Genomic DNA, 22,221 nt, shown 5'->3' with positions numbered 1-22,221 from the left:
CGGCGCCTGACCGTTTCCACCCGACGGGGGTGGCGAACGACGGGTCGGGGACGTCAGGTGGGGCGTTCCTCGAGGTGGACGATGCGCGCGGCGGCATACGGGCAGAAGCGCACGAGCTCCGCGACGGTGGTCGGGGGGACGACCGCGCCCGGCGCCATGGTGGGTGGCACGAACACCTCGCCCGCGCCGATCGACCCGACGAACGCGAGGAACAGCACCTGCTGCTTGTTCGGCGCGGTGGTGAGGTCGACGTCGATGGACACGGCTCGCGGCATCCGAGCGTCGACCGCCGTCGGCACCGTGCGCCAGGTGACCCCGCCCCCGCCCGTCGCGAGGTTCCACCCGGCCGGCACCGCCTGCGCCGTCCCCGCGGCAGCCGCCGTGAGGAACGGCAGGAGCGTGGTCACCGAGAGAGCCATCAGGTCCGACGGGTTCGCCCCCACTCGCCACAGCAGCACGACGAAACCCTGGTTGGCCCGCAGCCCGATCGCATCGCGGTGGTGCACGAGGACGTCGACGGTCGACGGCTCGTGGAAGACGGTCCACAGGTCGTTGACGACGTTGCGGGGCACCAGGTCGAGCAGGTCCGCCTCGGTCGCCGTCACGGCCGCGGCGCGCGGCGTCTGCCACGGGGCGCGGTAGACCGCCCGCGAGTCCGCGGTGTCGGTGGTGACCGTGCCGTCGACCTTGACGCGCACGCCGCCGACCACATCGGCCCACACGGCTGCGTCGATCTCCGGGATGGCGGACTTGGGCGGCACCATCTGGGTCCGGTGCAACGCCACGAGCCGCCCGAGCGCATCGGAGAACTGGCCGTTGGCGACGACGCTGGGATGCAGCCACCGGAACGCCGTCTGGAAGGTCCACACGTCGTATGCCGGCGCGTTGATTGCGGTGATCGCGGGGACCGGCAGGAAGGCAGGGGTGGCCGCGACCGGCCACTTCGGCCTGACGGTGATGTCCGGGCTCGCGGAGAGCGACGCAGGGAGGGCGGGGGGCGCAGCAAGTGGGTCTGTGTGGATGGTCAGCGGGTTGCGCCGGTCGTCGAACCGGTTCGAACGGATCCACGTCTGCGGCAACGCATCTCGCGCCAGATCGACCTCCCACACCCCTCGCGACTGGACGGCGGCGCGGAGCAGACGGGGTGCCGTCAGCGCGCCACCTGGGTCGCGCCAGATGTCGAGGTCTTGGACGGTCGCCTGGGGCAGTCCGTTGACGTAGGGGACCCAGGTGTGGGCACCGGTGGTGTTGTTGGTGCGGGTGCCCTGCCAGACACCGGTGACGGTGCCGGCATACACCGTGTTGCCGGTGGCGTCGCCGGGGTCGACGATCACCGAGAAGACGGGATCGCGGGGACCGCTGTTCACCGCCCCACCGGCGTCCAGCTGGCGGCGCAGGGTGGTGCGCTTGAAGCGCCCGTCGGCATTGTTGAAGAACCAGAGGGTCTCGTCGGGCCCGCCGACCACGCCGGTCGTCGCGACGTAGAAGTTCTGGGTGCCCGGCACCGCCGCGACGTCGGTCAACGTCGTCGTGCGCGGGATCGCCACGGCGAGGTTGGTCAGTGACCAGGTCGTCGACGCCCAGGTCCCCGGCGGGTTCTCGGTGTAGCGGACGATGCCACCCCGGTAGATGACGAGCAGCTGGGTCGGCGACGCCCAGGTGAGCGTGACGATCGGCCCCAGGAACGGTGCCGTGAAGCCGATCGCCATCTGGGCGGGGTTGGCCGCACCATTGACTCCCGGGCGGCCGTCGGCCGCGACACCGTTCGGGTAGGGAATGGCCCGCCAGGTGTTGGGGCCGACTCCGATGCCGAGGTCGTCGGTGAGCCAGACGCGGTAGGTGCCGAGGGCGAGCCGACCGGTGGCCGGGTTGGGTCCGACGGGCGGGACGCGCACCGTGCTCGCGCCCGAGTAGAAGGAGCTGAACTGCGCGGTCCCCTCGCCACCGGGACCGACCAGCCGGCTCGGCTCGCCGGGGTTGCGGGTCATCGGGTCGACGAAGGCCGTGGTCGACGTGCAGTACCACCCGGAGAGGTTGAACTGGCGGACAAGGAGGTGCGACGCAGTGGGGTGCCACGCGACCCCGCCGCCATCGCCGGTGAACGGTTCGTCCCAGACCGAGTCGCCGATGCGGACCTGGCTGCCGTTGTCCTGGCAGCCGGTGGCGACGAGGTGTCCGTTGACCGGGTGGCTGCGGACGAAGACCGGTTGGAGCGAGGCGAGCCCGGTGTTGCAGGCGGCGAACGTGCCGACCCGACCGGAGCGGTCCGAGACGAAGATGCCACCGTCGGTGGCTGCCCAGACCTGACGGCGCGGCGGGGCGTTGCCGGTGAGAACGAGCCGGTGCACGTCGCCGTGGACGTTGTTGCCGATGGCCCCGGCCGCGGTCGCGCCGTCACCGCCGGGCAGGGCGGCCGCAGAGGAGATTCCCACGGTGGCCTGGAGGACGAAGGGCGGGTTGGCCACGCCCGACGCAGCGACGTCGAAGCAGTACAGGCTCGCGCCCCAGTCGCCGTCGGCCTGGCCGTAGGAGAACGAGCTCCCGCCCAGGTAGACGCGGTGCACTGCGCCGACGGTGTCCACGGCGATGCACTGGTCGTAGTCGCGCTGGTTGCCGCCGGCGACGTTCCACAGCGTCGCCGGCACCCCGGTGGCTGCGCCGGGTGTGCCGACGTCGTCGGCCGTGGGGGCGGCCACGGTCGCGTCGGCGACGCGCCACAAGGCGGGGTTGCCGCCCGTCTCGCCGATGGCGTAGACCGTGTTGCCGGCCGCCGCGAGGCTGACGTGCCCGGTGACGGCGACCGGGTTGGTCAGCGCGATCGGGGTCACCGCCGCGCCGAGGTTGTCGCTGAAGGCCAGGCCCTGCCCCGCCACCGCGAGGATGAGGCGCCCACCGGGCAGCCAGAGCCCGTCGGAGATCGCCGCTCCGGGGAAGGCCGCGGTCACTGCGGCGAGCTGTTGCCAGACGTAGCCGTCGCGCACCGGGTTGCCGCCACCGGCCGGGAGCGACTGTCGACGGCCGAGGAAGGCGCCGTTGGTGGTGCAGGCGACGACCACGTCCTGGGTGGCGCCGGCCGTGGCCGTGCCCGGCGAGCTGGCGGGGCTGCGCAGGAGCTTGAAGATCCCCAGTCCCTCCAGCTGGGCGATCCCGGTGTCGACCTCCCAGGGCTCGGCCTGGCCCGCCGGGAACGTGGGTCCGATCGCGGACAGCACACCGACCCCGTCGATCGTCGTCTCGCCCGTGGCGGCGACGAATCCGGCCGGGACGAAGGTCGGCTCACCGGTCCCGACGAGAACCACGTCGAGCAGGGGCATCGCGTCGAAGGAGACGAGCAGGGCCCCACAGGCCTGGGCGTTGACCGCGCCCCCACGGATCCGGCGCCGCTCGGACCACCCCCCGACCGGTGACCAGGTCGCTGCGCCGTCGTCGGTGTACCAGACGCCGCCCTGGGCAGTCGCGGCATAAGCCCGCCGGCCCGTCGCGTCCACCGCGATGTCACGGATGCGGCCGGCCACCCGCGGGCGGTCGACCGCCTGGCCGCGCCGCACGACCGAGGGTCCGATGGGCACCCAGCGCCCGGCCGGATCGACGGCAGACGGGAAGGCCCGTGCAGCATCTGCCGCGTCGGCGTGCGGCGCGTCGGCGGGCGCCTCCTCGCGTGCGGCGAGGACCGAACGCATGGCCTCCTCGAGTGCGACCCGGTCGACGCCCTCGAGGAGCTGGGCGTCGCGCGCCGCCCGGTCGGCGGCCTGGCCACGCTTGGCCGCGCGGGCTGCCTCCCGGCGCGTTGACGCGGCCAGCGCCTCCCGCTGCGCCTTGGACCCCAGGGGTGCCCGCCGCTTGGCCGTCATGGGCTGCCCTCCTCGTCGGGCGCCACGCGGATCCAGCCCTCCTGGACCTCGTGCGGCATCTTGGGCAGGTAGGCGTTGGTGGTCGAGGCCAGGATCGGGTCGTCGCGCCAGCTGATCGGGCCGGTGCGCCGGGTGAACTGCTGCTTGCCGCCGAGCGAGGCGACGTTGGGCAGCCGGATCTCGGCCGGGTCGACGAGCAACGGCCCCACGCGCATCGACGGCACCATCGCGGCCAGGCCGGGACCGACCCAGGTGTCGGCCAGCTCAAGTGCCTTGCGCGGCAGGATGCCCGACGTGACGTGCACCTTGCCGGCCGGCAGCATCAGGATCGTCAGGCGCCGGGTCTGCCCGATGCGGATGGTGAGGGTGTCCTCCAGGATGAGGTAGCCATGCTCGATCGGGTCCTGGCCGGGGGTGTCGCCGAGCCGGCCGAGGAAGCCGGTCCGGGGCCCTGAGGCCATCGCCGAGTCGGCCACCACCTTGTCGACGACGTGGAAGCGGGTGTAGTCGTCGTCGACGAAGAACCCGAGGACGCTGTCGTCACTGCGACCCAGTTCGCCTATCCGGAAAGGGAACTCGTGAGCCGCGAGGGCTTCGTATGCCGCCGCGCGCGCCGCCGGGCCGCCAGCCTCGTCGATCTGCACCTCGTCAACGTCATCGGGCGCGTCCAGACGCAACGTGGCCCTGACGATCGCGACCGGGCGCCCGACCAGCCCCGCGATCGTCGGGGTCCCGATGGCGGCGAACGTGTCGACCGTCCACAAGGTCGAGTCGATCGCGCGCAGCAGGGCGGACAACGAGCTGCAGGACGGTGGCGAGGTCGCCTGCCGGGCCTCGATGTCGGCCTGGACGAGCCCGGCGGCGAACAGCGCCGCATGCTGCGCATGCGGTGGGACGTCGGTCAGCGGGCCCGCATCCGGGGGGACCGGCCGTCCCGGCGCGGGGTCCCAGCGCACCGAGCCGGGGCCGTCGTCGACGCTGAACGAGTCGTGCTCGAGCTGCCCCAGTGGGTGGCCGTCGCGGTCGAACACCTCCAGCGCCTCGTCGATGTGGTCGGGCAGCAGGAAGCCGGACACCGGCGTGACGGCCAGCGCGGCCCGCAGCTGGTCGACGTAGGCCTCGGGGGCGTCGGCCGGGTCCTGGTCGAGCCCGTAGGCCGGGTCGACCAGCCGCAGCAACCAGCGGGCGCTGTTCTGGATGCGAGGGGGAAGCAGGACACCCGCAGGTTCGTCCGGCAGCTCCTGGGTGCTCGTCCGGGCCAGCCCGGTCAGGGGGATGACGACCACCCGCCCGAACCCGTCGACCAGCCGCAGGTCCAGCACCGTCAGCGAACCACCGAAGAGCGGCACGGGCAGACCGGTCGCGCGCGGCCGGTTGACCCCGTCGGTGCCCCGGACCCGTTGGACGAAACCCTCGTAGGCAATCCCGAGCAGCTGCTCCCGGATCCCGTCGAAGGAGGCCGAGCACAGGTCCAGCGGCCGGACCAGGTTGGCCACCGCGGCCAGGACGTCCTCGTCGGGGTCGGGGATCACGGACTGGCTCGGCGAGGCCAGGTCACGCGCCTGCTCCTGCTCCAGCCACTTGGCCATCGCCGTCGTCAGCGACTGGCCCACTCCCGTCGTCAGCGGGCTGCGCCCGGTCAGCGTCCGCGTCGAACCCACGACGGGGTCACTGCGGCGCAGGTCGCCGTCCGCCAGCGACCAGCCGGCCAGGTCCTCGGTGCCGGTGAGCTCGACCCGCCACTCCAGCCAGATGGGCACCCAGGGCTGCCGCCAGGTCGTGATCGCGATCGGGCTGGGCGGGCTCCAGGCCACGAGGGAGAACCGGGACAGCTCGGCCGCGACCTGAAGGGTCTCGACCTCCTCGAGCTGTGAGTAGCCCGACCAGGAGTCCTGGGCCGCCGCCCTCGGCATCCGGGCCTTGGCGGCCTCGGCGACCAGACCGGTGCCGGACCCGTCATAGCGTGCCGTCGTGCCGTAGAGCCGCAGCATCTCGGCGGTCAGCCTCGCTTCGAGGGCCTGCACGTCGGCACCCTTGCGGCCGGAGGAGGCCGCGAGCCAGCCGACTGAGTAGCCGTCGAAGATGATCGCCTCGCGGACCACCCGGGTGACCTCGCTGGGCACCGCCCCGCTACCCAGGGTGGGCAGCACCGAGCGCCCGTCGACGGTGCCGTCGATCGACGGCGACACCTCGCCGGGGAAGCGGCAGCGCAGCAGCCCCTGGTCGTCGAACATCCCGTCCCCGTGGTGCCGGGCCGAGGGGTGGACGCCACGCAGACCCACCATGACCGGCGCGGGGCGGAACACGCGCGGTGCGGCCCGCACGACGTCGCGACTGGCCGGAGGTGCCGTGCTCGTCCCGCCCTTGCGCGTCCCCGGTCCGGGGTCGTCGCGTTCCACCAGGGTCTCGTCGTGCGCCGTCACCTTCTTGCCGCTGGTCATCGGGGCCACGCCCCGCCAGCCGACCTTGGTGCCCTTGGGCAGCCCGGATCCCTTGGTGGGCTGGGCGGCCCGACCCTTGCGGCCGACTGCCAGCGGGCCGAACGGCGTCGAGTCCTCGGTCCGCAGGCGGTCCGCCTTGGCTCCCGCGACGGGACGCCCGGGAAGCGCCCAAAAGCCGTTGGCGTGCTCCTGGTCGGCGAGGTCGGAGAGCCCGTCAGGGGTGCCGATCCGCCCGAGCAGGTCGCCGGTGAACGCCGCGCACAGCCGCTCCGCAGTGAGCCGCTTGGCCGGGTCGATCCCCAGCGCGGGGGCCGCGAACGCGGACACGATGTCGTCGATGTCCGTGCCCAGGCTCGCCGCCAAGGTCGAGGGATCCGGCCGGTCGTCGGCACCGCCGGCCGTGCCGTCGACGGGCACGCCGATCACCGAGCCGTGCAGCATCGTGTGGTACCTCGTGGCCCCGATCCCGACGGTCATCCCGGCCACGTCGGCGAGGGCCATCGGAGCCTCCGGGGCGACCGCGCTGTAGGTCGTCGTCGACTTCGCGTACGGGGTCTGGACGGTCGTCGGCGCATAAGTCCGTGGCGACTTCAGCCCGGCATACTGCTCCAGCTTGGCGGTCCGCGGGTCCTCGGCGTACTCCACGGCGTCCTCGCCGTCGGGGCTGACCCACCACCGCAGCTCGGCGAGGCGTGCTCGCACGCTGGTCTCCCCGCGGCTCCCGGCGAGCGGGTCGGTGGCCGAGTCGGTCCACCAGCCGGCGACGGTGTAGCTGGCCTTGCCACGGTGGAAGCCGTGCGGCGCCACCTCGACGCCCGGCAGGTCGACGAGCGGGTCGTGCAGGGCGAACCGGTTGAGCGCCCCCATGTAGGTCGCCGTCCACATCAGGCTGCCCCGAGCAGCACCGTCGAGCACCTCGAGCGGCACGCCGCCGTCGAGGGGTGGCGTGCCGGGCGGGACGGTCCCGGCATACGTGGACAGCGGCGTGATGCCGCCGGTGACCGCGTCCAGCACCCACCCCGAGGCGTATGCCGTGCGCCCACCCTCGGGGAGCAGGGTGCGGACCACGACCCACCGGTCGGGAAGCCGCGGCAGCTTGACCTTCTTGGTGACCGGGTCGTTCTCGCCGCGCAGCAACGCGTCGGGGAGCGCCCAGTGGAGGTGCACCCCTGCCGGTCGCACCGCACCGGCGTCGAAGGGGGCTGGGTCGCCGTCGACACCGGCGACGTCGACGCACGGCTCCTGGCCGCCGACGGGCACGACGTAGGCCTGGACGTCGACCGGCACGAGGATCCGCTTCTCGCGGACGAGGAACTTGTCCCACGTCTTCCACGTGGCGAGGTCCACGTCGGCGCGGGCGAGCGCGGCGAAGCGGTCGGTGTAGACGCTCTTGGTGAGCCGCTCGGGGGTCAGGTCGAAGTCGGCCATCACACTCCTCCGAGCTTGAACGTGTCGTTGACCTGCTTGGCGTAGGCGACGGAGGCCTTGAAGACCGTGCCGATGCTCACGCCGCGGGGGTCGCCGAAGACCTGCCGGTAGGGGAACCGGAGCAGCTGCAGGGCGTACTCCGCGGCGTCGAGGCTGGCCCCGACGTGGGTCGCGGGGAGGGCGACCAGGTCCTTCTGCACCTGCTGGATGTCGATGACCCCCGTGGCCCCGTCGGTGGCCCGGAACGGCACGTCGAGGCGCACCGGGGCACCGCCGGGCTTCTCGAGGTCAGCGAAGGTGTTGACATCGCGCGGGATGTAGCTGAACGACCCGTCGACCTGGCCGGGGTCGAAGCCGAACTGGACGCCCTGCCGCGGCTCCTCGACGTGGACGACCGAGGGGATGCCGTCGAAGAGGCAGAACAGCACCGCCGGAGCCAGCCGCTCCAGCCGCAGCAGCCGCATCCGGTTGGGGTCGTCCTCGGGGACGAACCGGTTGTCGGCCTCGTCGACGGGGTCGATGGTCATCGCCCGCACGTGCAGGCCCGGCCAGCCAGAGACGGCCTGGGAGCGCAGGATGAAACCGCTGACCGCGTCGACGGTCCCCCCGAACCGCGGCTGACCCGGGTGGCGCCGGGCGTTGCGCTCCTCCTGGTCGAGCTCGGTGCGGATCGCGTCGTAGGCGGCGGTGAGCTGGGTCCGGTCGTCGCTGTTGACCGTGCCGACCGAGAGCGCGCCCATGACCAGCGCGTCGGTCCAGCGGCGGTCGAGGTAGAACCATCGGATCGACTCCGGCGGCAGCAGCTCGCTGTCGGCGACGAGGTTGGCGAACGGCACACCCTCGAGCAGCCGGAGCCGGACCAGCCAGGCGCGCAGGGCGGCGGGGATGGCCGAGTCGGTGTCGTCGTCCTCGACCGTCGTGGGGATGGCGATCGCCTCGCTCAGCTTCAGCGGCAGGTCCAGGACCATCGTGGGCACGTCGAGCTTCACGACTCCTCCGTCCGGTCGTGCAGGGCCCGGTCGAGCGGGTCCGCACCCTCGTCCTGCGGGGCGTCGTGCGGCAGGACCGGCACGCCGCCGATGATGCCGCCGGGCAGACCCGGCGTACCTGGGAGCCCGACCGGCAGGCCGGGTCGGGTCATGATCTGGCTGGACAGGGCGCCGGCCACGAACTGGGAGACGATGCGCTCGTGGGACTCGCGCAGGGCCGAGGTGAGCGCCGCGTTGGCGGCCGGACGGGTGAGGTCGACGAGCGGCACACGAGGCACCTCGGTCTCCCGCAAGGTGCGGAGCAGAACCGGGAGGTCCACGTCGGCCGCGACGTCGAGGCCGAAGTGCTGGAGCACCGTGGCCAGCCCCTCACCCTTGAGCTCCATCGGTGCGCCCGGGGTGACAAGCTCGCGCGGTGGCCCGATGACGGCGCCCGGGGCGGACGCGGCGGCCCCGGCGAAGGCGCGGGTCAGCATGACCCCCAGGCTCGGCGCGGCGTTCATGGCGACGCCCTTGATGCCCAGGTCGGCGATGATCCCGTCCCAGATCGCGTGCCCGCGGGCCACCTGGTAGTCCCGCTGCCGCCACTCCAGCAGCGCGGCGACCATCGACGGCTGGCTCAGCGCGAGCAGCCGGCCGATCTCGAACGCGGCGGCGAGCGACAGGTCCTCGCGGCCGTCGGGGATGACAGCGCGCAACTGGTCACCGGTGTGCGCGAGCGGCAGTCGCGGTCCGGCGAGGTCCGCCGGGTGCGGCAGCAGCGGTCCGCGGTACCAGGCCCGGACCAGGTCGCCCCGGCGGGTGCGCTGGTCGAGGCCGACGTGCCCGGTCTCGGTCACCTCGAGGGCGGCCCGACCGACCGGCTCGACGGGGGTGACTCCGCGGGTGCCGAGCAGCCCGGAGTCGACGTTCTTCATGAGCTGTTCGAAGGTCGCGTCGCCGACCGAGGTGAAGCTCCAGCGCAGCAGCACGGGGAAGCGCAGCACCGGGTCGAGCGCCAGGATGATGCTGTCCCCCACGGCGGAGATGGCCACGTCCTTCGAGATCGCCGAGGACGCCTTGCCGGCCACCCAGGAGGTGGACCCGGTGTAGGCCTTGGTCGTCGTCTCGGGGGTCACCGTCGCGGCATAGTGGGTGGCGACCTGGGCCGCTCGCGGTGCCGGGCCTGTCCCCGGTCCGGCAGGTCCCTCGGCCGGGTCCGCGGCTGGTCCATCCGCAGGTTCCGCTGCCGGGCCGTCGATGGACTCGTCGTGGGCGAACAGCCCGACCTTGGTCGCCGACGTCGACATCCCCATGACCTTCTGGTCGTATGCGGCCTGGGTGTACTGGTAGTAGCCGGTCTCGAGGACGAGGTGGTCGGTGAAGCGACGGTGTGGTGGCGCCTGCGGCAGCAGCTGGTCGAACTGGCCCTCGAGGTTGACCAGGCAGGCGTTGTACTTGACCGGCACCTCCTTGCCGTCCGAGTCCTTCACGGCCAACGGCAGCCGGTTGGCGATGACGACCGCCAGGAAGCCGTCGTCGTCGCCCATCATCAGCTCGGTGTCGTCGAGGTCGACCTGGCGGCCGTGGACGAGCAGCGGCACGTCCTTCTGGGTCGGCATGATCGTGTCCACCATCGACTTGCGGATCGACAGGCACGAGCCCTTGGCGACGTCCGGCGCCCCGGGCAGCGTGACCCCGGACGTGACGCACTGGGCGACGTCCACGTTCGTGAGGACGTCGGCCTCGCCCTCGGCGAAGACCACGAGGGCCAGCCACGGGGTGTCGGCCGGCGCTCCCGCGACCGCGCGCTCCCAGGGCAGCGTGCGGCGCTTGATGACGACCTGCGGCAGCCGGGAGCCGTAGGCGCCCTCGGTGCCGGCCGGGGGGTAGGTCGACAGGGCCTGGTCCGGAGGGAGGAGGTAGCGCGGTGAGGTGACGGTGACGTGGGTGTCGAGCCGGGCGACCGGCAGGTCGCTGGCGCCCAGCGCCCCGTCCTTGCCGACGGCCGCGAGGTTCTGGTTCGTCGTGAACTTGTAGCTGCCCGCGGTGAGGGCCGGCGAGAACTTCGTGTAGAGCTGGAAGTGGCCCGGTTGCATCGTCATGGCGTGGCCTTCCTCTTCGGGCGACCCGTGGCGCCCTTCCGTGACCGCCGCGGTCCACCGGTCGGCGCCTGGGCCGGCCCGGTCCAGCTGACCTGGCACCCCGGCCCGGCGACCGCGAGCACCTTGGCCGTCGCGGCCGCGAACCCACGCGCGGCCAGGACGGTCGCGAGCTCCTCCGGGGCCAGGTCCGAACCGACGACGCCGGAGACCACCCACGCCGAACCCGCCGTGACAACCACGGACATCGCCGTGGCGTCCTTGTCGGGCACGACGGCATACACCAGGACGCTGGTCGAGCCGAGCGAGACCGCCTGGGGCGGCCGCTCCACACCGGCGCGGTCGGTCGCCACGTGACCACCCACGAGGCGCAGCTCGGTCGGGTCGAGGGTCGAGGGGATCGTGCCGGTCAGGGCGACGGCGACGGTGTGCACAGGACGGCTGAACCGCGTCGTCACCTCGGGTGCCTCGTGCGCCACGGATCCTGCGCTGTCCCACTGGAGAACGCCGGTGCCGCCGGTCATGGCGGACGACACGACACACCCGGCCGCAAGGGCGGTCTGGCTGCCCAGCCGCGCCACCCGAGTGCCCTCGTGCCAGCCCGACAGTCCGTCCGCTGCGTCGGCGTCGCCGTCCGAGTGGACGCCGATGTGGGTGGCGCCGGCGGGGACCGCGACGGTGCTGTCGATGACGTCGTCGTCGAACAGCACGTTGCGTCCGTGCAGGAAGGTGACCCGGGCCTTGCCGGCGACCGTGAGGCGCGGGCGGCGGGCGTCGTCGACGTCGAAGGCGGCGTCGGGGCACTGGAGCGCGACGACGTCGCCGCTGCGCAGGATGGTCGCCGCGGCGTCCGCGCGGGCTGCCGCCGACCGGCGGCCGCGGGCCGAGGTGCGCGGGGCGTTGGGACCGAGGCCACCGCGCAGGTCGAGCCCACCGACGAGGGACTGGAGGCCGGGGGTGCCGAGGGGGCCGGCGGCATACGAACGCATCGAGCCGACGGAGTCGGTGCGGGGCACCGACCCGGACGCGAGCACGGTGCCACGGGCCGCGACCGAGGGGGGTGCCCCGAGGGTCAGCGACACGGGCAGCTGCAGGGCCATCCGCCCGTGGACCGACTCGACCGACGGAGCCGGGCGACGCTTGAGCCGGCCATCCGCGACGGTCGTCCCGGTGGCGCGGATGACGGCCCCGACGCCAGCGGTGAGGTGCCCCGCGACGAACGGGCTCCGTGGGTCGCGCTTCCCGGGTGCGGTCGGTGGGGTGAGCTCGGTCTTGACTCCCTTGTCGGCGTTCGCCGGGGCCAGTCCGTCGGTGAGCGTGCCGAACATGGGCGGTGCGCTGCGGTCCAGCCGGTATGCCGCGCGGGCCACCGCGCTGTGCCCGCCACGCGGCAGACCGCCCCGTTCGGTGAACAGGCGGGCGGCAGCCAGCGCCAGCGCGTCGCCCGCCGACGCGATCGCCTTGACGGGCTCGTCGTCGATCGCCTTGGCGACGTTGAGGAACTGCTTGCGGTCGGTGCCCTTGGCGGTGAGCGGCAGCGGGCGGCGGTCCTCGGGGCGCGCCTTGACCTGGCGGTAGTCGATCTGGGGTCCGACGGCGGCGCCCTCGATGCCCGCGACGAGGACGACGAGCTTGCCGGCCTGGACGACGTCACCCTGGGGGAGCGGCTTGTTCGGCACGTCGGCACCCGGCGGGCCCCACACCCCGACCGGGTAGGCGTCGGTCCCCCACCGCGGGCTGGTGGGGCTGGAGTTGAAGCCGGTGACCAGCTTGGCCAGGCGCGCATCGGGCGTGGCCACCCCGGTCACCGGGTCGAGGGCGAAGAGCTGGACGGCGACCGTCGACGTGAGGTCGTGGGCCTGCATCGGCGACAGTCCGAGGCGCGTGGACTGGCCGGCCCGGAGGATGGGCACCTCGTGCGTGGTGGCACCGAAGGCGAAGGTCGTCGCCGGGGCGCTCGTCGTGATGGTGATCTCGAACTCGGCGAACACTCGGAACGGCAGGGCAGGTGTCCCGTCGGAGGACGGCGCGCCGGCCTGGCCCCCTGCAGCCGTCGGCAGGGTGCCCTTGCCGGTGATGGCCGACAGGGTGCGCGCGGCGTTGCCGGACGCCTCGAGGTACTTGGCGACGAAGGCGGTCCACGGCATGGGCGGCGGCAGCGCCTTGGAGCCGCCGAACTCGACGGGGACGGTGCACGGCCCGATCTCGAACTCGGCCCGGCCGGCGAACTCCGGACCCCACACCTTGATGCTCGCGCCGAGGGTGATGCTGAAGCTGATCGTCCCGAACCAGCCGAGGTCGATGTGGATGCCGGCCGAGATCCGGGCGTAGGCGCTGACCTCGAACCAGAACGGGTCGAAGTAGACGATGCCGTCGGCCCCGAACTCGACCCGCGCCCAGACCCAGCCGAGGTCCAGGGACACGACGACCTTGGTCCCGGCCATCAGCGCCTCGGACGTGAGCGCGAAGTAGGACTCGCCCTTGATGACGAGCACGCTGCTGATCTGCCAGACGATCCCCAGCCGCGGCACCACCGGGTAGCCGTCGCGGTGGAAGCTGGGGTGGTAGCCGCCCATCGTCACGACGAACTGTCCGGCGAGCGGACCCTTCCACCACAGGGCGAACGCGAACCCGCCGGTGAGCCGGACGTCCTCGTAGAGCAGCCACGAGTTGTCGGTGAGCTGGGCCTTCATGAGGAAGACGCCCTCGCTCGTCGAGAAGTGCACGAGCAGCGCCAGCTCGATGGAGACGATCGCGGCCTGCGGACGGGGGAGTGCCATCCGGGCCAGTCCGAGCAGGTCGATGTTCAGCCCGTTGCCGAAGGACACAGCGACGACCGCGACGCCGTCGATGAGGCTGAAGCAGGTGAACGAGATGCCGGCCGCGAACCAGAAGTTGCCCATCTGGTGCGGGAAGTAGATCGAGAGCCGGTGCAGCTCGTCCATCGGGTTGGCGGGCGGCTTGGCACTCGGGTCGAGTGCCTGGATGAAGGGGAACTCGCCGAACCGGGAGATGTCCTGCGGGATGACCAGCCCGCGGTTGATGCCCAGGCCGCCGCCGAGGCCGGTGAGGAAGAAGGCCGGCGGGCCGCCGATCGGCCCGTTGATCGCGCCGAAGATGAAGAAGCTCGCGTGGCCGTGCCCGTCGTCGGAGTAGCCGCCGAAGACCGACAGCCCGTAGGCCGCGAACCGACCCATCAGCATGCCGACGTAGGACGTGGTGTCGCCGTCGACGGTCTTGAGCAGTCCACCGGTGAGGGACAGGCCCGAGAAGTCAGCCGAGACGGCCAGGCCCATCAGGTCGACCGACCAGCTGGAGATCGACAGGACGTCGCCACCGTGCCAGGTGATCGACAGCCGGTCCACGGCCGCGGTGAGGCCGAAGACGGACAGTTGGCCGGAGAACAGCAGCGAGATCTCGGTGACCCGACCGCCCGACTCGACGACGCCCAGCCCGATCCGGTCGACATACAGCGGCCCGAGCTGGCGCTGGATGACCAGCCACCACGGGCCCGGCGGCTCGCCGGCACGCAGCCCGACCTTGATCTGCTGCCCGGGTCCGGGTTGTCGCTGGACCGACAGGGCGGGGCTGAAGTTGGGCCGGTTGTTCTGGCTCGCTGACCCGACGTCGTTCATGATGTTGTTCGCGACGCCGTTGTCGCCGCCACCACCGGGGGCGACCGCGAGCCCGACCAGCTCGATCTGGGCGCCGCCGCCGACGCCGTCGGGATTGACGGCCGCATAGATGGACAGGCCGATGCCGTCCAGGGCGATCGACCCCAGCTCGAGCAGCGGGCCGGCCGGCTTGGTGATCCGGACGCCCAAGCCGGCGACCGTGAAGGCTGGGGAGATCACGAGGTCGTCGACCCCCGTGCCCTTGAGGACGAAGATCGACAGGCCGGGCAGGACGTCGTCGTCGATCCACGACGCGTCGGCCCGCAGGACCACGTTCACCCCGGACGTCGGGAAGGCGAAGTCGCCCACCGGGGTCACGTTGAGCCCGATCTGCTTCTGCCCGCCCCCGAGGTCCTCGCTCGCGAGCGAGATCTTGACGGCCCCGGCGATGGTCACGCCGAGCGGACGCACCGGGTTGACGCCGTGACCGGGGTCGGTGGCGCAGTTCCACAGCAGCACCTCGAGGCGGTGCAGCAACCGCTCCGGGTGCTCGAAGTCGCCGAACAGGGTGGTGTCGATCTGCCGACCACCCCCGGTGAAGACGACGCCCTGGAGCATGCCGGTCGCGCGGTCGGTGACGACGGTGCCCAGATGCTCGGTGAGGACGCTGGCGGCCAGGTCGAGCGCGATGCCCAGGATCCGCGGCGCCACGCCCTCTGGTGTCAGGTCGGTGCCCGTCTCGACGCCGGCGACGCGGGTCACCGCGGCCACCGCGACACCCGTCGGACCGAAGCGCACCTCGACCGACTGCGCTCCGGCGGCGTCGAGTCCGACCCCGACGCCGACGAGGGGGATGAAGCCGTTCCCGGTGAAGCCGGCTCGGATCACCGTGATCGGCCGGAGCAGCACTGGCCCCGCGGGGATGGCGAACGGCCCCGCGCGCACGGCGACCCGCACCCCCTGCGCCGAGACGGTGAGGCCCTCGAGTGCGATGTGACCGATCAGGTGGGCGTCGCGGTCGCGGAGCGTGACGTCGCCGCCGATCGTCAGCGACGGCGTCGTGGCGTCGAGGTCGACGTGGATCTGGGTGACCGTGCCGAAGGTGATCCGCCGGACCCCACTGACGACCGGGCCGACCTGGACGATGGCGTGGGTCGGGTCGAGTGCCTCGGCCAGGGCGGACAACCCTGCGGTGACGACGCCGGCCAGGTGGCCTTCGAGGTATGCCGCTGGGCTGGGACTGATGAAGGCGGCGATCCGTCCGTCGGTGAACTGGTCGGCCACGAGGAGGTCCAGTCCGGAGCCCAGCTCGTGCACCGCCCTCGCGACGGCGCGAAGGGGGGTGGCCGTGGCGTCGTTGCGGTGGCCGACGACCTCGTTGAGGGCGACCCGGACGGCGGACTCGGCGGCCGCCCCGATGATGTCGGCCAGACCCGCGCCAGCGGGGTAGAGCCGGATCGGCGTGCCCGGCGAAGAGCGCACGAGGTCGAGGGTGACGGTGGGGGCGACCTGCAGCCGCAGGCCCGGGCCGTCGATGAGGACCTCGGCGTCGAGCAGGGGGGCGACCACGCCGGCTGCGGTGATCGACAGGCCTCCGGTCACCGCGACCGTGACCGCCTTGCCACCGACGTCGGGGGTCAGCGCGAGCTCGGCCGACAGGTCGAGCCGGCCTGCCGTCACGGCATACGAGATGGTCAGGCCGTTGCCGAGCGGCCAGCCGGTCACGCCGAGGGGGCGACCCGGGACGACGACGGGAGCCAGCGCGTCGAGCACGGCGACGGCCGCGGCAAGGGGGTCCGACCGGGTCCGCAACCAGGCGCCGGGGTCGGTGAACAGTCCGAACGGCAGCACGACGTCGCGGGCGCCCGAGGGCGTGGCCGGACCGAGGAGCCCGATGGCCGACAGCCCCGCGTCGATCGTGGCGAGACCGACATCGCTCGCCTCCGTGCGGCACCAGCGCGCGAGCTGCTGGGCGAGGATGGCCGGGACGGCCACCGTCGCCTGCCGGATCAGCGCCTCGGTGTCGACGGTCGGGTAGAGCGCGGTGGTCGTCGACGAGGTCGCGCCAGGAGCCCGCGACTCCAGGGCCAGGTGGGCACCCGAGGTCCCGGCGGACCCGACCAGGCGCAGGCCGCCCGCCCCGTCGACGAAGGCGCCGAGGGCTGCCGTCGCCGTCACGCCCGCGGCACTGGCGGCCAGCGTCACCTCCAGCGGCGGCATGCCCTCGACGGCCAGCGTCACGTCTCCGGTGATGGTGCCGGTGGCGAGGTCCACGTCGACGTGCAGGCCGCTCGCCCCGATCCGGACCGCGGTCGGCGCCAGGTCGCTGGGGCGGACCGTCACGCCGGTCAGGGCTCGGAGGTCGTCGGCGAGCTGGGCGGCGCGCGTGACGACGAGGGGACGGATCGTGCTGACCGGGTCGTGGAGCAGGTGGTCGATGGCGTCGGGGTCGACCCCGTCGTCGCGCAGGATCCCGAGGTGGGTGAGCAGGCCGGCGAGCGCCGGGGAGGTGGTGCGGATGCGGCTGCCGATCTCGGACAGCAGGATCTTGACCTCGGGCAGCGCGGTGGTGGCGGTGGACCCGTCGCCGTCGGCGCGCACCACCCACGACTCCCGGTATGCCGTGAACGCCCGAGCCTCGTGGAGCACGATCTCGGTGGTCCCGTCACCGCTCCCGCTGAGCGGGATGGTCACTCGCGCCTCGACCCAGCGGACGGCGAGGTCCTGCTGTTCGGCCCCCGGTCCGCCCACGAGCCAGCCGTCAGTGACGCCGAGGTGGACGTCGAGCGTGACCTCGCGCAGCTGCTGGAGGTGCGGGGTCGCCCGGCGGGCCGAGGCGAGGTCGACGCGCGCGCCGACCCCGACGAGCAGGCCACCAAGGTCTAGGTCGAGGACGGGCAGGTCGACGCCGACGTGGACCTCGGTCGGGGGCCCGGTGGTACGGGCGACGTCGGCAGCCGCTGCAGCCGAACGGGCGGCGATGCCGGCCACCGCGACCGACGCGATGGCTGAACGCACCTCGGCTTCAGGCACTGCGCCGAACACCGCGTGCACCTCGGCGGTGGACGGCAGGACCTCGGCGGCGGCGCTCGGCAGGTCGGCCGGGTCGCGCAGCGTCATGGCGCGCCGCACCAGGCCCTGCCCGCGGCGCAGTGGGTCGCAGCCGAGGGCGAGCAGCGTGTCGGTCCAGACCGGCAACGGGTCCGGCACGAGCCGGTCGAGGAAGCGCACCGCGTCGCCGCCCAGACCGGTCGTCAGCGAGGTCAGCGCGACCGCCGACCACGGCGTCCCGACCGTGACAACTGCCGTGACCCGCGGCTGAGCCACCGCTGCGCGCACCGCGGCTGCGCCGGCCGCGCCGTAGGCCACGAGCACCACGTCGGCGGTGCGCCCCGCCAGCACTGTGGTCAGCCGGCCGGCGAGGGCGGCGACGGTGTCGTGGTCGGGACGGTCGGTGGCGACCGACGGGGGAGTGGGCAGCTGGACGAACCACTGTCCGGTCGTCGCGTCGGGCATCGCCGTGGGTGCGGTCGACGTCGCGTCGACCGCGCGGTTGCTCGGCACACCGGTGAGCCAGTCCGCGCCGCAGCCGACGTGGACCACAGTGTCCTTGGCGACCCCGACCCCGTCCAGGACGTAGCTGCCGGTTCGCCCGTTGGCGACCAGCTCGGCATACGACAGGCCGGTGAGGACGTTCGTGGTCACGCCGGTGGGCGCCACCGCACCGACGACGCCGTCGGTGTCCTTCCAGCGGGTGACGAGGGAGTCGATGCCCTCGCCCAGTCTGGTCCGGCCCACCAGGAGGTCGGCCAGGTCGGGCGCACTCGTGCGGGCCGCGCGCAGCGTGGCGGCGACCGCTCGCCCGTCGGGCACCGTGTAGCCCCGCAGCAGCTCGGCATAGCCGGGTCCACCGGGACCGGCGGTCGAGACGGGCGGGCAGCCGGGGACGGTCCAGACCGCCAGACCGGGCGCGCGGGCATCGCCGCCGATCGGGCACCGGTAGGGATCGGCCGGCCGGCCACCCCCGAACGGCGTCGTGAGCGCGCCGCCGCTGAGCAGCTGCGCGACGGGGCCCAGCGCCGTGCGTATGTGGGCGCAGTCCAGGGCGAGGTCGAGCAGCCAGTTCTCGACGGCCGTGCCGGGGTCGGCGATGAGGGCGCCGAGACGCAGGTGCGCGCCCGTCCCGCGCCACCCGACGAGGTCCAGGAGGGTGCCGACGACGTCGGACCGCGCCCCGCCGAGCAAGGCGGTGACCAGGCCCTCGATCTGGTCCCAGTCGGGCGTGAACGTCACGACCCCGGTGGGCGACACCTCGGGCAGGGGTATGCCGTGCACGCGCGGCAGGAGGGTGCGCGGGTCGGTGTAGGTGACGCTGAGCCCGTCGCCGAGGACGCGGGCGGCCAGTCCCGCGCTCGGGGCCCAGGTGGCCGCGACGCCGATGCCGGTGAAGGCGATCGTGGCGAGCTCGAGGTCGAGGGTCTTCGGGTCGGTGCCGACGGGCCGGAGCACCACTTGGGCGTTGGCTCCGCTGGCGAGCGACAGGTGACCGCCCGTGAGCTCAGCCCGCAGGAGTACCACGTCGGCGCCCACGGCGACCTCGAGGTCGGTGAGGACGGGCAGTGCCGCATCGGCGCCGAGGGCGAGGACGAGGGTGTCGGTGCCGTGCGTGCTGTCGGTCTCGCGCCAGGCACGCAGGCCGACGCCGGTGGCGATGTCGAGCCGCCACGGGTTGCCCACGGCGCCAGTGTGGGTCGGGACCTGCGCCGTGCCGGTGAGCAGCTCGGCCAGGTGGCCGAGGACGTCGGCCATGGCGTTCGGGGTCTGCAGGACGTCGAGCCAGTAGTTCCGGACCGCGGCCATCGGGTCGGCGATGAGGGCCGACGCGGTGATGGCGGTGACGTTGGCCGGGGCCGCGATGCCCAGGAGCCGCTCGACGGCACCTTGGGCTCCGCCGAGGCCCGCGAGCGCGGCGGCGAGGGCCGTGGACACGACCGAGTCGACCGCGGCGACGGCGGCCTGCGGCGACGAGAGGTCGAGCAGGTCGTGGTGGATGCCGCCGGGGAGGTCGACCCCGTGGAGGGTCAGCGTGAAGGCCGGTTGTCGTGCCGCGTCCAGGCCGATGCCGACGCGCAGCCCGGCCACCGCGGTGGCACCGGTCAGCAGCGGTGTGCCGCCGGTGGCCTGGTTGCCGAAGACCGCCTCGGCCCGCAGCCCCGGGACGGCGGTCACGGCCCCGGTGCCGGTGTCCGCCCGCAGGAGGTCGACGGTCGCCGCCAGGTCCGCCGTCCCCGGTGCCGGCGACCAGCGGACGTCCAGCCACGGCACGAGGGTCGCGTGTCCACCGGTGCCGGGCGTCACGCGCAGGCCGAGTCGCAGCGTTGCCGGGCCGATGGCGAAGCCCACCGAGTTGGTCGCGGCATCGGGCAGCCCGCCGACGAGGCGGGCGAGCTCGGCCAGCCAGGCGTCCAGCGTGTCGTCGTCCTCCAGGATCGACTCGACCCACTGAACGAGGGCGGCCAGGCCGCGGGTCGGGAGCTCGGCGATCGGCAGGGGTGGGACGCCGACAGCGGGCCCGCGCAGGCCGAGCATCCCGGCCAGGCCCATGACGTGCCGGAAGACCGGGTCGGCCGGGTTGAGGGCGTCGATCTGCTGCCGCACCATGCCGATGACGAACTCGAGGACGTCGGCGCCGAGCGTGGTCAGGGAGTCCAGGTCGAGGGTGCGGCTCTGGGGCGTCGTCGCGCCGGGGAGCTGGAGGTCGACGAGCGAGAGGGAGAAGCCGACGGTGTCGTCGGCCGTGGTCGGGATGGCGAGCTTGATGTTCGCGCCGCCGAGGTAGGCCTCGCCGGGGACCGGCGGAGCGGCCGCGAAGTCGGCCTCGACGCCGATGGTGATGCGGCCGCCGGGTCGGCCGAGGAGCAGCCAGCGTGGAAGCGTTGCGTCAGTAGGGCGACTGTCGGTCTGGCCGGTGCGGGGGACGTGGAAGATCGGGACGTGGATCGTCGTCTTGACCGTCGGCGCTCCGGTGCCGGCCTGGTGCTCCACGGCGACGCCCACCCGCACCGCGCCCTGGACTGGCTCGACGACGGCATACACGGTGATCGCCGGCGAGGACTCGGCGAACAGGGGGATCCACTTCTGCTCACCCTCGCGGTGCAGCTCCGGCGGGCCGAGGGCCTCGTCGACGAACGCGATCAGCGCGTCCCGCTGACCGGTGTCGGCGAGGATCGTCGTCAGCCCGTGGGTGTTGCCTGAGGTGCCCATCGGGTCGCCGAACCAGGCGCTGTTGGCCGCTGACCCGTCGGTGATGCCCAGGGCCTGGGCGAGCGACCCGAAGGCGCCCATCCCGTCCTGGGTCAGTGTCATCGCTCAGCGCCTCAGCCCGGACAGGTCGTTGCGAGCCATCGGCTGCACGACGAAGGTCTGCGACCCCGCGGCGATCGACCCCGGGATGAGCGGCAGGCCGGTGGCATCCCGCCCGAGCTCGGCACACATCCGGCTCGCGAGCTCCAGGATCGCCTCCCAGGTGAAGGCCGTCAGCGCCGCGGTCCAGCGTCCGGTGACGACCTCGGGCCCGTCGAGCCGGCTCAGGCTCGACATCACGAGACCCGTTGGTGCTTCAGGTGTTCCGACCCCGAAGGGGACGGTGATCATGGCCGGTTCGGGCAGCTGGTCGCAGCCGACCTTGACGGCTACCCGGATCACACCCGGGATGCAGGTGAGCGAGACCGTCGAGATGTCGACCCAGAGCTCGCTGCCCTCCTGCTCCCACACCACGATCGGTGAGGAGTCGGCGGGCACGTCGGCGACGAAGCGGATGACGCTGCGCAGCAGGCGCGTCGCCTCGGCCGCCTTGAGGGTCACGCCCTTCTTGGGCACGTCACCGGGCTTGAGCCGCTCGGCACCGCGGATCGCCTTGAGAGTGGACGCGTCCTTGAGGACCGCGCTCAACCCCGTCGCCTTACCGACTCCAGCAGCCATTCGGTGACCTCTGCCATTGGCCCCGCGGAGCGGTGACCCACTCCCTCGACCAGTAGAGCAGCGTCCCCGCGCGTGTCGCCAGCAGTTGAACGGATGATCTTGAAATCATCTCGACGCGCGCGATCAAGACTTATGGATTATCATGCGCCCCTTGGGTTTTCGCTCCATCGAGACCTCCTCGACGCGAGCCAAGGATCGCGTCCGAACACCGTGAAACCGCAGGTAGATGGGGGCGCGATAGGGCTGCGCCCACCAGCGCCTCGGATGCGTCGATTTCCCGTGACGACCGTGTCGGATTCGTCTGCCACCGTTCGTGGGGTAGGTGAAGGCGGCCACCCGGGTCCGCCCCAGCAGAAGGAGCAGTCGTGGCCGAGTACCTCTTGTACTTCAACCAGCAGTGGGTCGGCGACCACACCGAGGAGTGGTTCCGCGAGCGCGGACCCCTCGCCATGGCGGTCGTGAACGAGATGAAGGCGGCCGGCGTGTACGTCTTCGCCGGGGGGCTGGAGGAGGAGGACGGCCCGGTCTACAGCGCCGACCCCACCGGTGGGACGGTGCTGATCACCGACGGTCCCTACGTCGAGACCAAGGAGTTCCTGGGTGGGTTCGCCGTCGTGGAGGTGGCCGACGACGAGGCCGCCAAGATGTGGGCGGGCAAGATCTCGGCGGCGTGCGGCTGGCCCCACGAGGTGCGCCTCTTCAAGCCGCAGCCGCGGACCGACTGACTCCGGGACGACCCTCCCGAAGCGGCGCCCGCACCTGTCGAGGCGCACGCCTCACCTGTCGACGCGAACCGGATGCACAGTCCCTCAGCCACGACAAAGGCCCTCGTCGCG

At 72.9% G+C, this 22,221-nt stretch carries 7 protein-coding genes; 1 reads left to right on the top strand and 6 read right to left on the bottom strand.

Features of this window, described 5'->3' with window-relative positions:
* Positions 1–53: 53 nt before the first annotated feature.
* Genes EAH86_RS15745 through EAH86_RS15720 form a run of 6 tightly spaced genes read right to left on the bottom strand, consistent with a single transcriptional unit; the run spans position 54 to position 21,385 of the window.
* Positions 54–3,851, bottom strand: coding sequence for a hypothetical protein (locus EAH86_RS15745; protein ID WP_140742425.1), 3,798 nt, complete (start codon positions 3,849–3,851; stop codon positions 54–56).
* The gene (locus EAH86_RS15740) at positions 3,848–7,720 is read right to left on the bottom strand and encodes a hypothetical protein (RefSeq protein ID WP_140742423.1); all 3,873 of its coding nucleotides are present in this window, start codon (positions 7,718–7,720) and stop codon (positions 3,848–3,850) included. Before EAH86_RS15740 ends, EAH86_RS15745 begins: the two co-directional genes overlap by 4 nt.
* On the bottom strand, positions 7,720–8,709 hold the full coding sequence (locus EAH86_RS15735; RefSeq protein ID WP_140742421.1) for a hypothetical protein: 990 nt from the start codon (positions 8,707–8,709) through the stop codon (positions 7,720–7,722). Before EAH86_RS15735 ends, EAH86_RS15740 begins: the two co-directional genes overlap by 1 nt.
* The gene (locus EAH86_RS15730) at positions 8,706–10,793 is read right to left on the bottom strand and encodes a hypothetical protein (protein ID WP_140742419.1); all 2,088 of its coding nucleotides are present in this window, start codon (positions 10,791–10,793) and stop codon (positions 8,706–8,708) included. Before EAH86_RS15730 ends, EAH86_RS15735 begins: the two co-directional genes overlap by 4 nt.
* Positions 10,790–20,770, bottom strand: coding sequence for a DUF6603 domain-containing protein (locus EAH86_RS15725; RefSeq protein WP_140742417.1), 9,981 nt, complete (start codon positions 20,768–20,770; stop codon positions 10,790–10,792). Before EAH86_RS15725 ends, EAH86_RS15730 begins: the two co-directional genes overlap by 4 nt.
* A 3-nt stretch (positions 20,771–20,773) precedes the next feature.
* Complete coding sequence (locus tag EAH86_RS15720; protein ID WP_140742415.1) at positions 20,774–21,385, bottom strand: hypothetical protein; 612 nt, start codon at positions 21,383–21,385, stop codon at positions 20,774–20,776.
* A gap of 365 nt (positions 21,386–21,750) precedes the next feature.
* Here EAH86_RS15720 and EAH86_RS15715 point away from each other — a divergent pair, with 365 nt between their 5' ends.
* Positions 21,751–22,110 (top strand): YciI family protein, encoded by a 360-nt coding sequence (locus EAH86_RS15715; RefSeq protein WP_140742413.1) that lies wholly within the window; start codon positions 21,751–21,753, stop codon positions 22,108–22,110.
* Positions 22,111–22,221 lie beyond the last annotated feature (111 nt).

The sequence above is a fragment of the Pedococcus bigeumensis genome (assembly GCF_006438965.1).
GTDB classification, from domain to species: Bacteria; Actinomycetota; Actinomycetes; order Actinomycetales; family Dermatophilaceae; genus Pedococcus; species Pedococcus bigeumensis_A.
The sequence above is the reverse complement of the archived record's forward strand: the minus strand, read 5'-3'. Positions and strand labels throughout refer to the sequence as shown.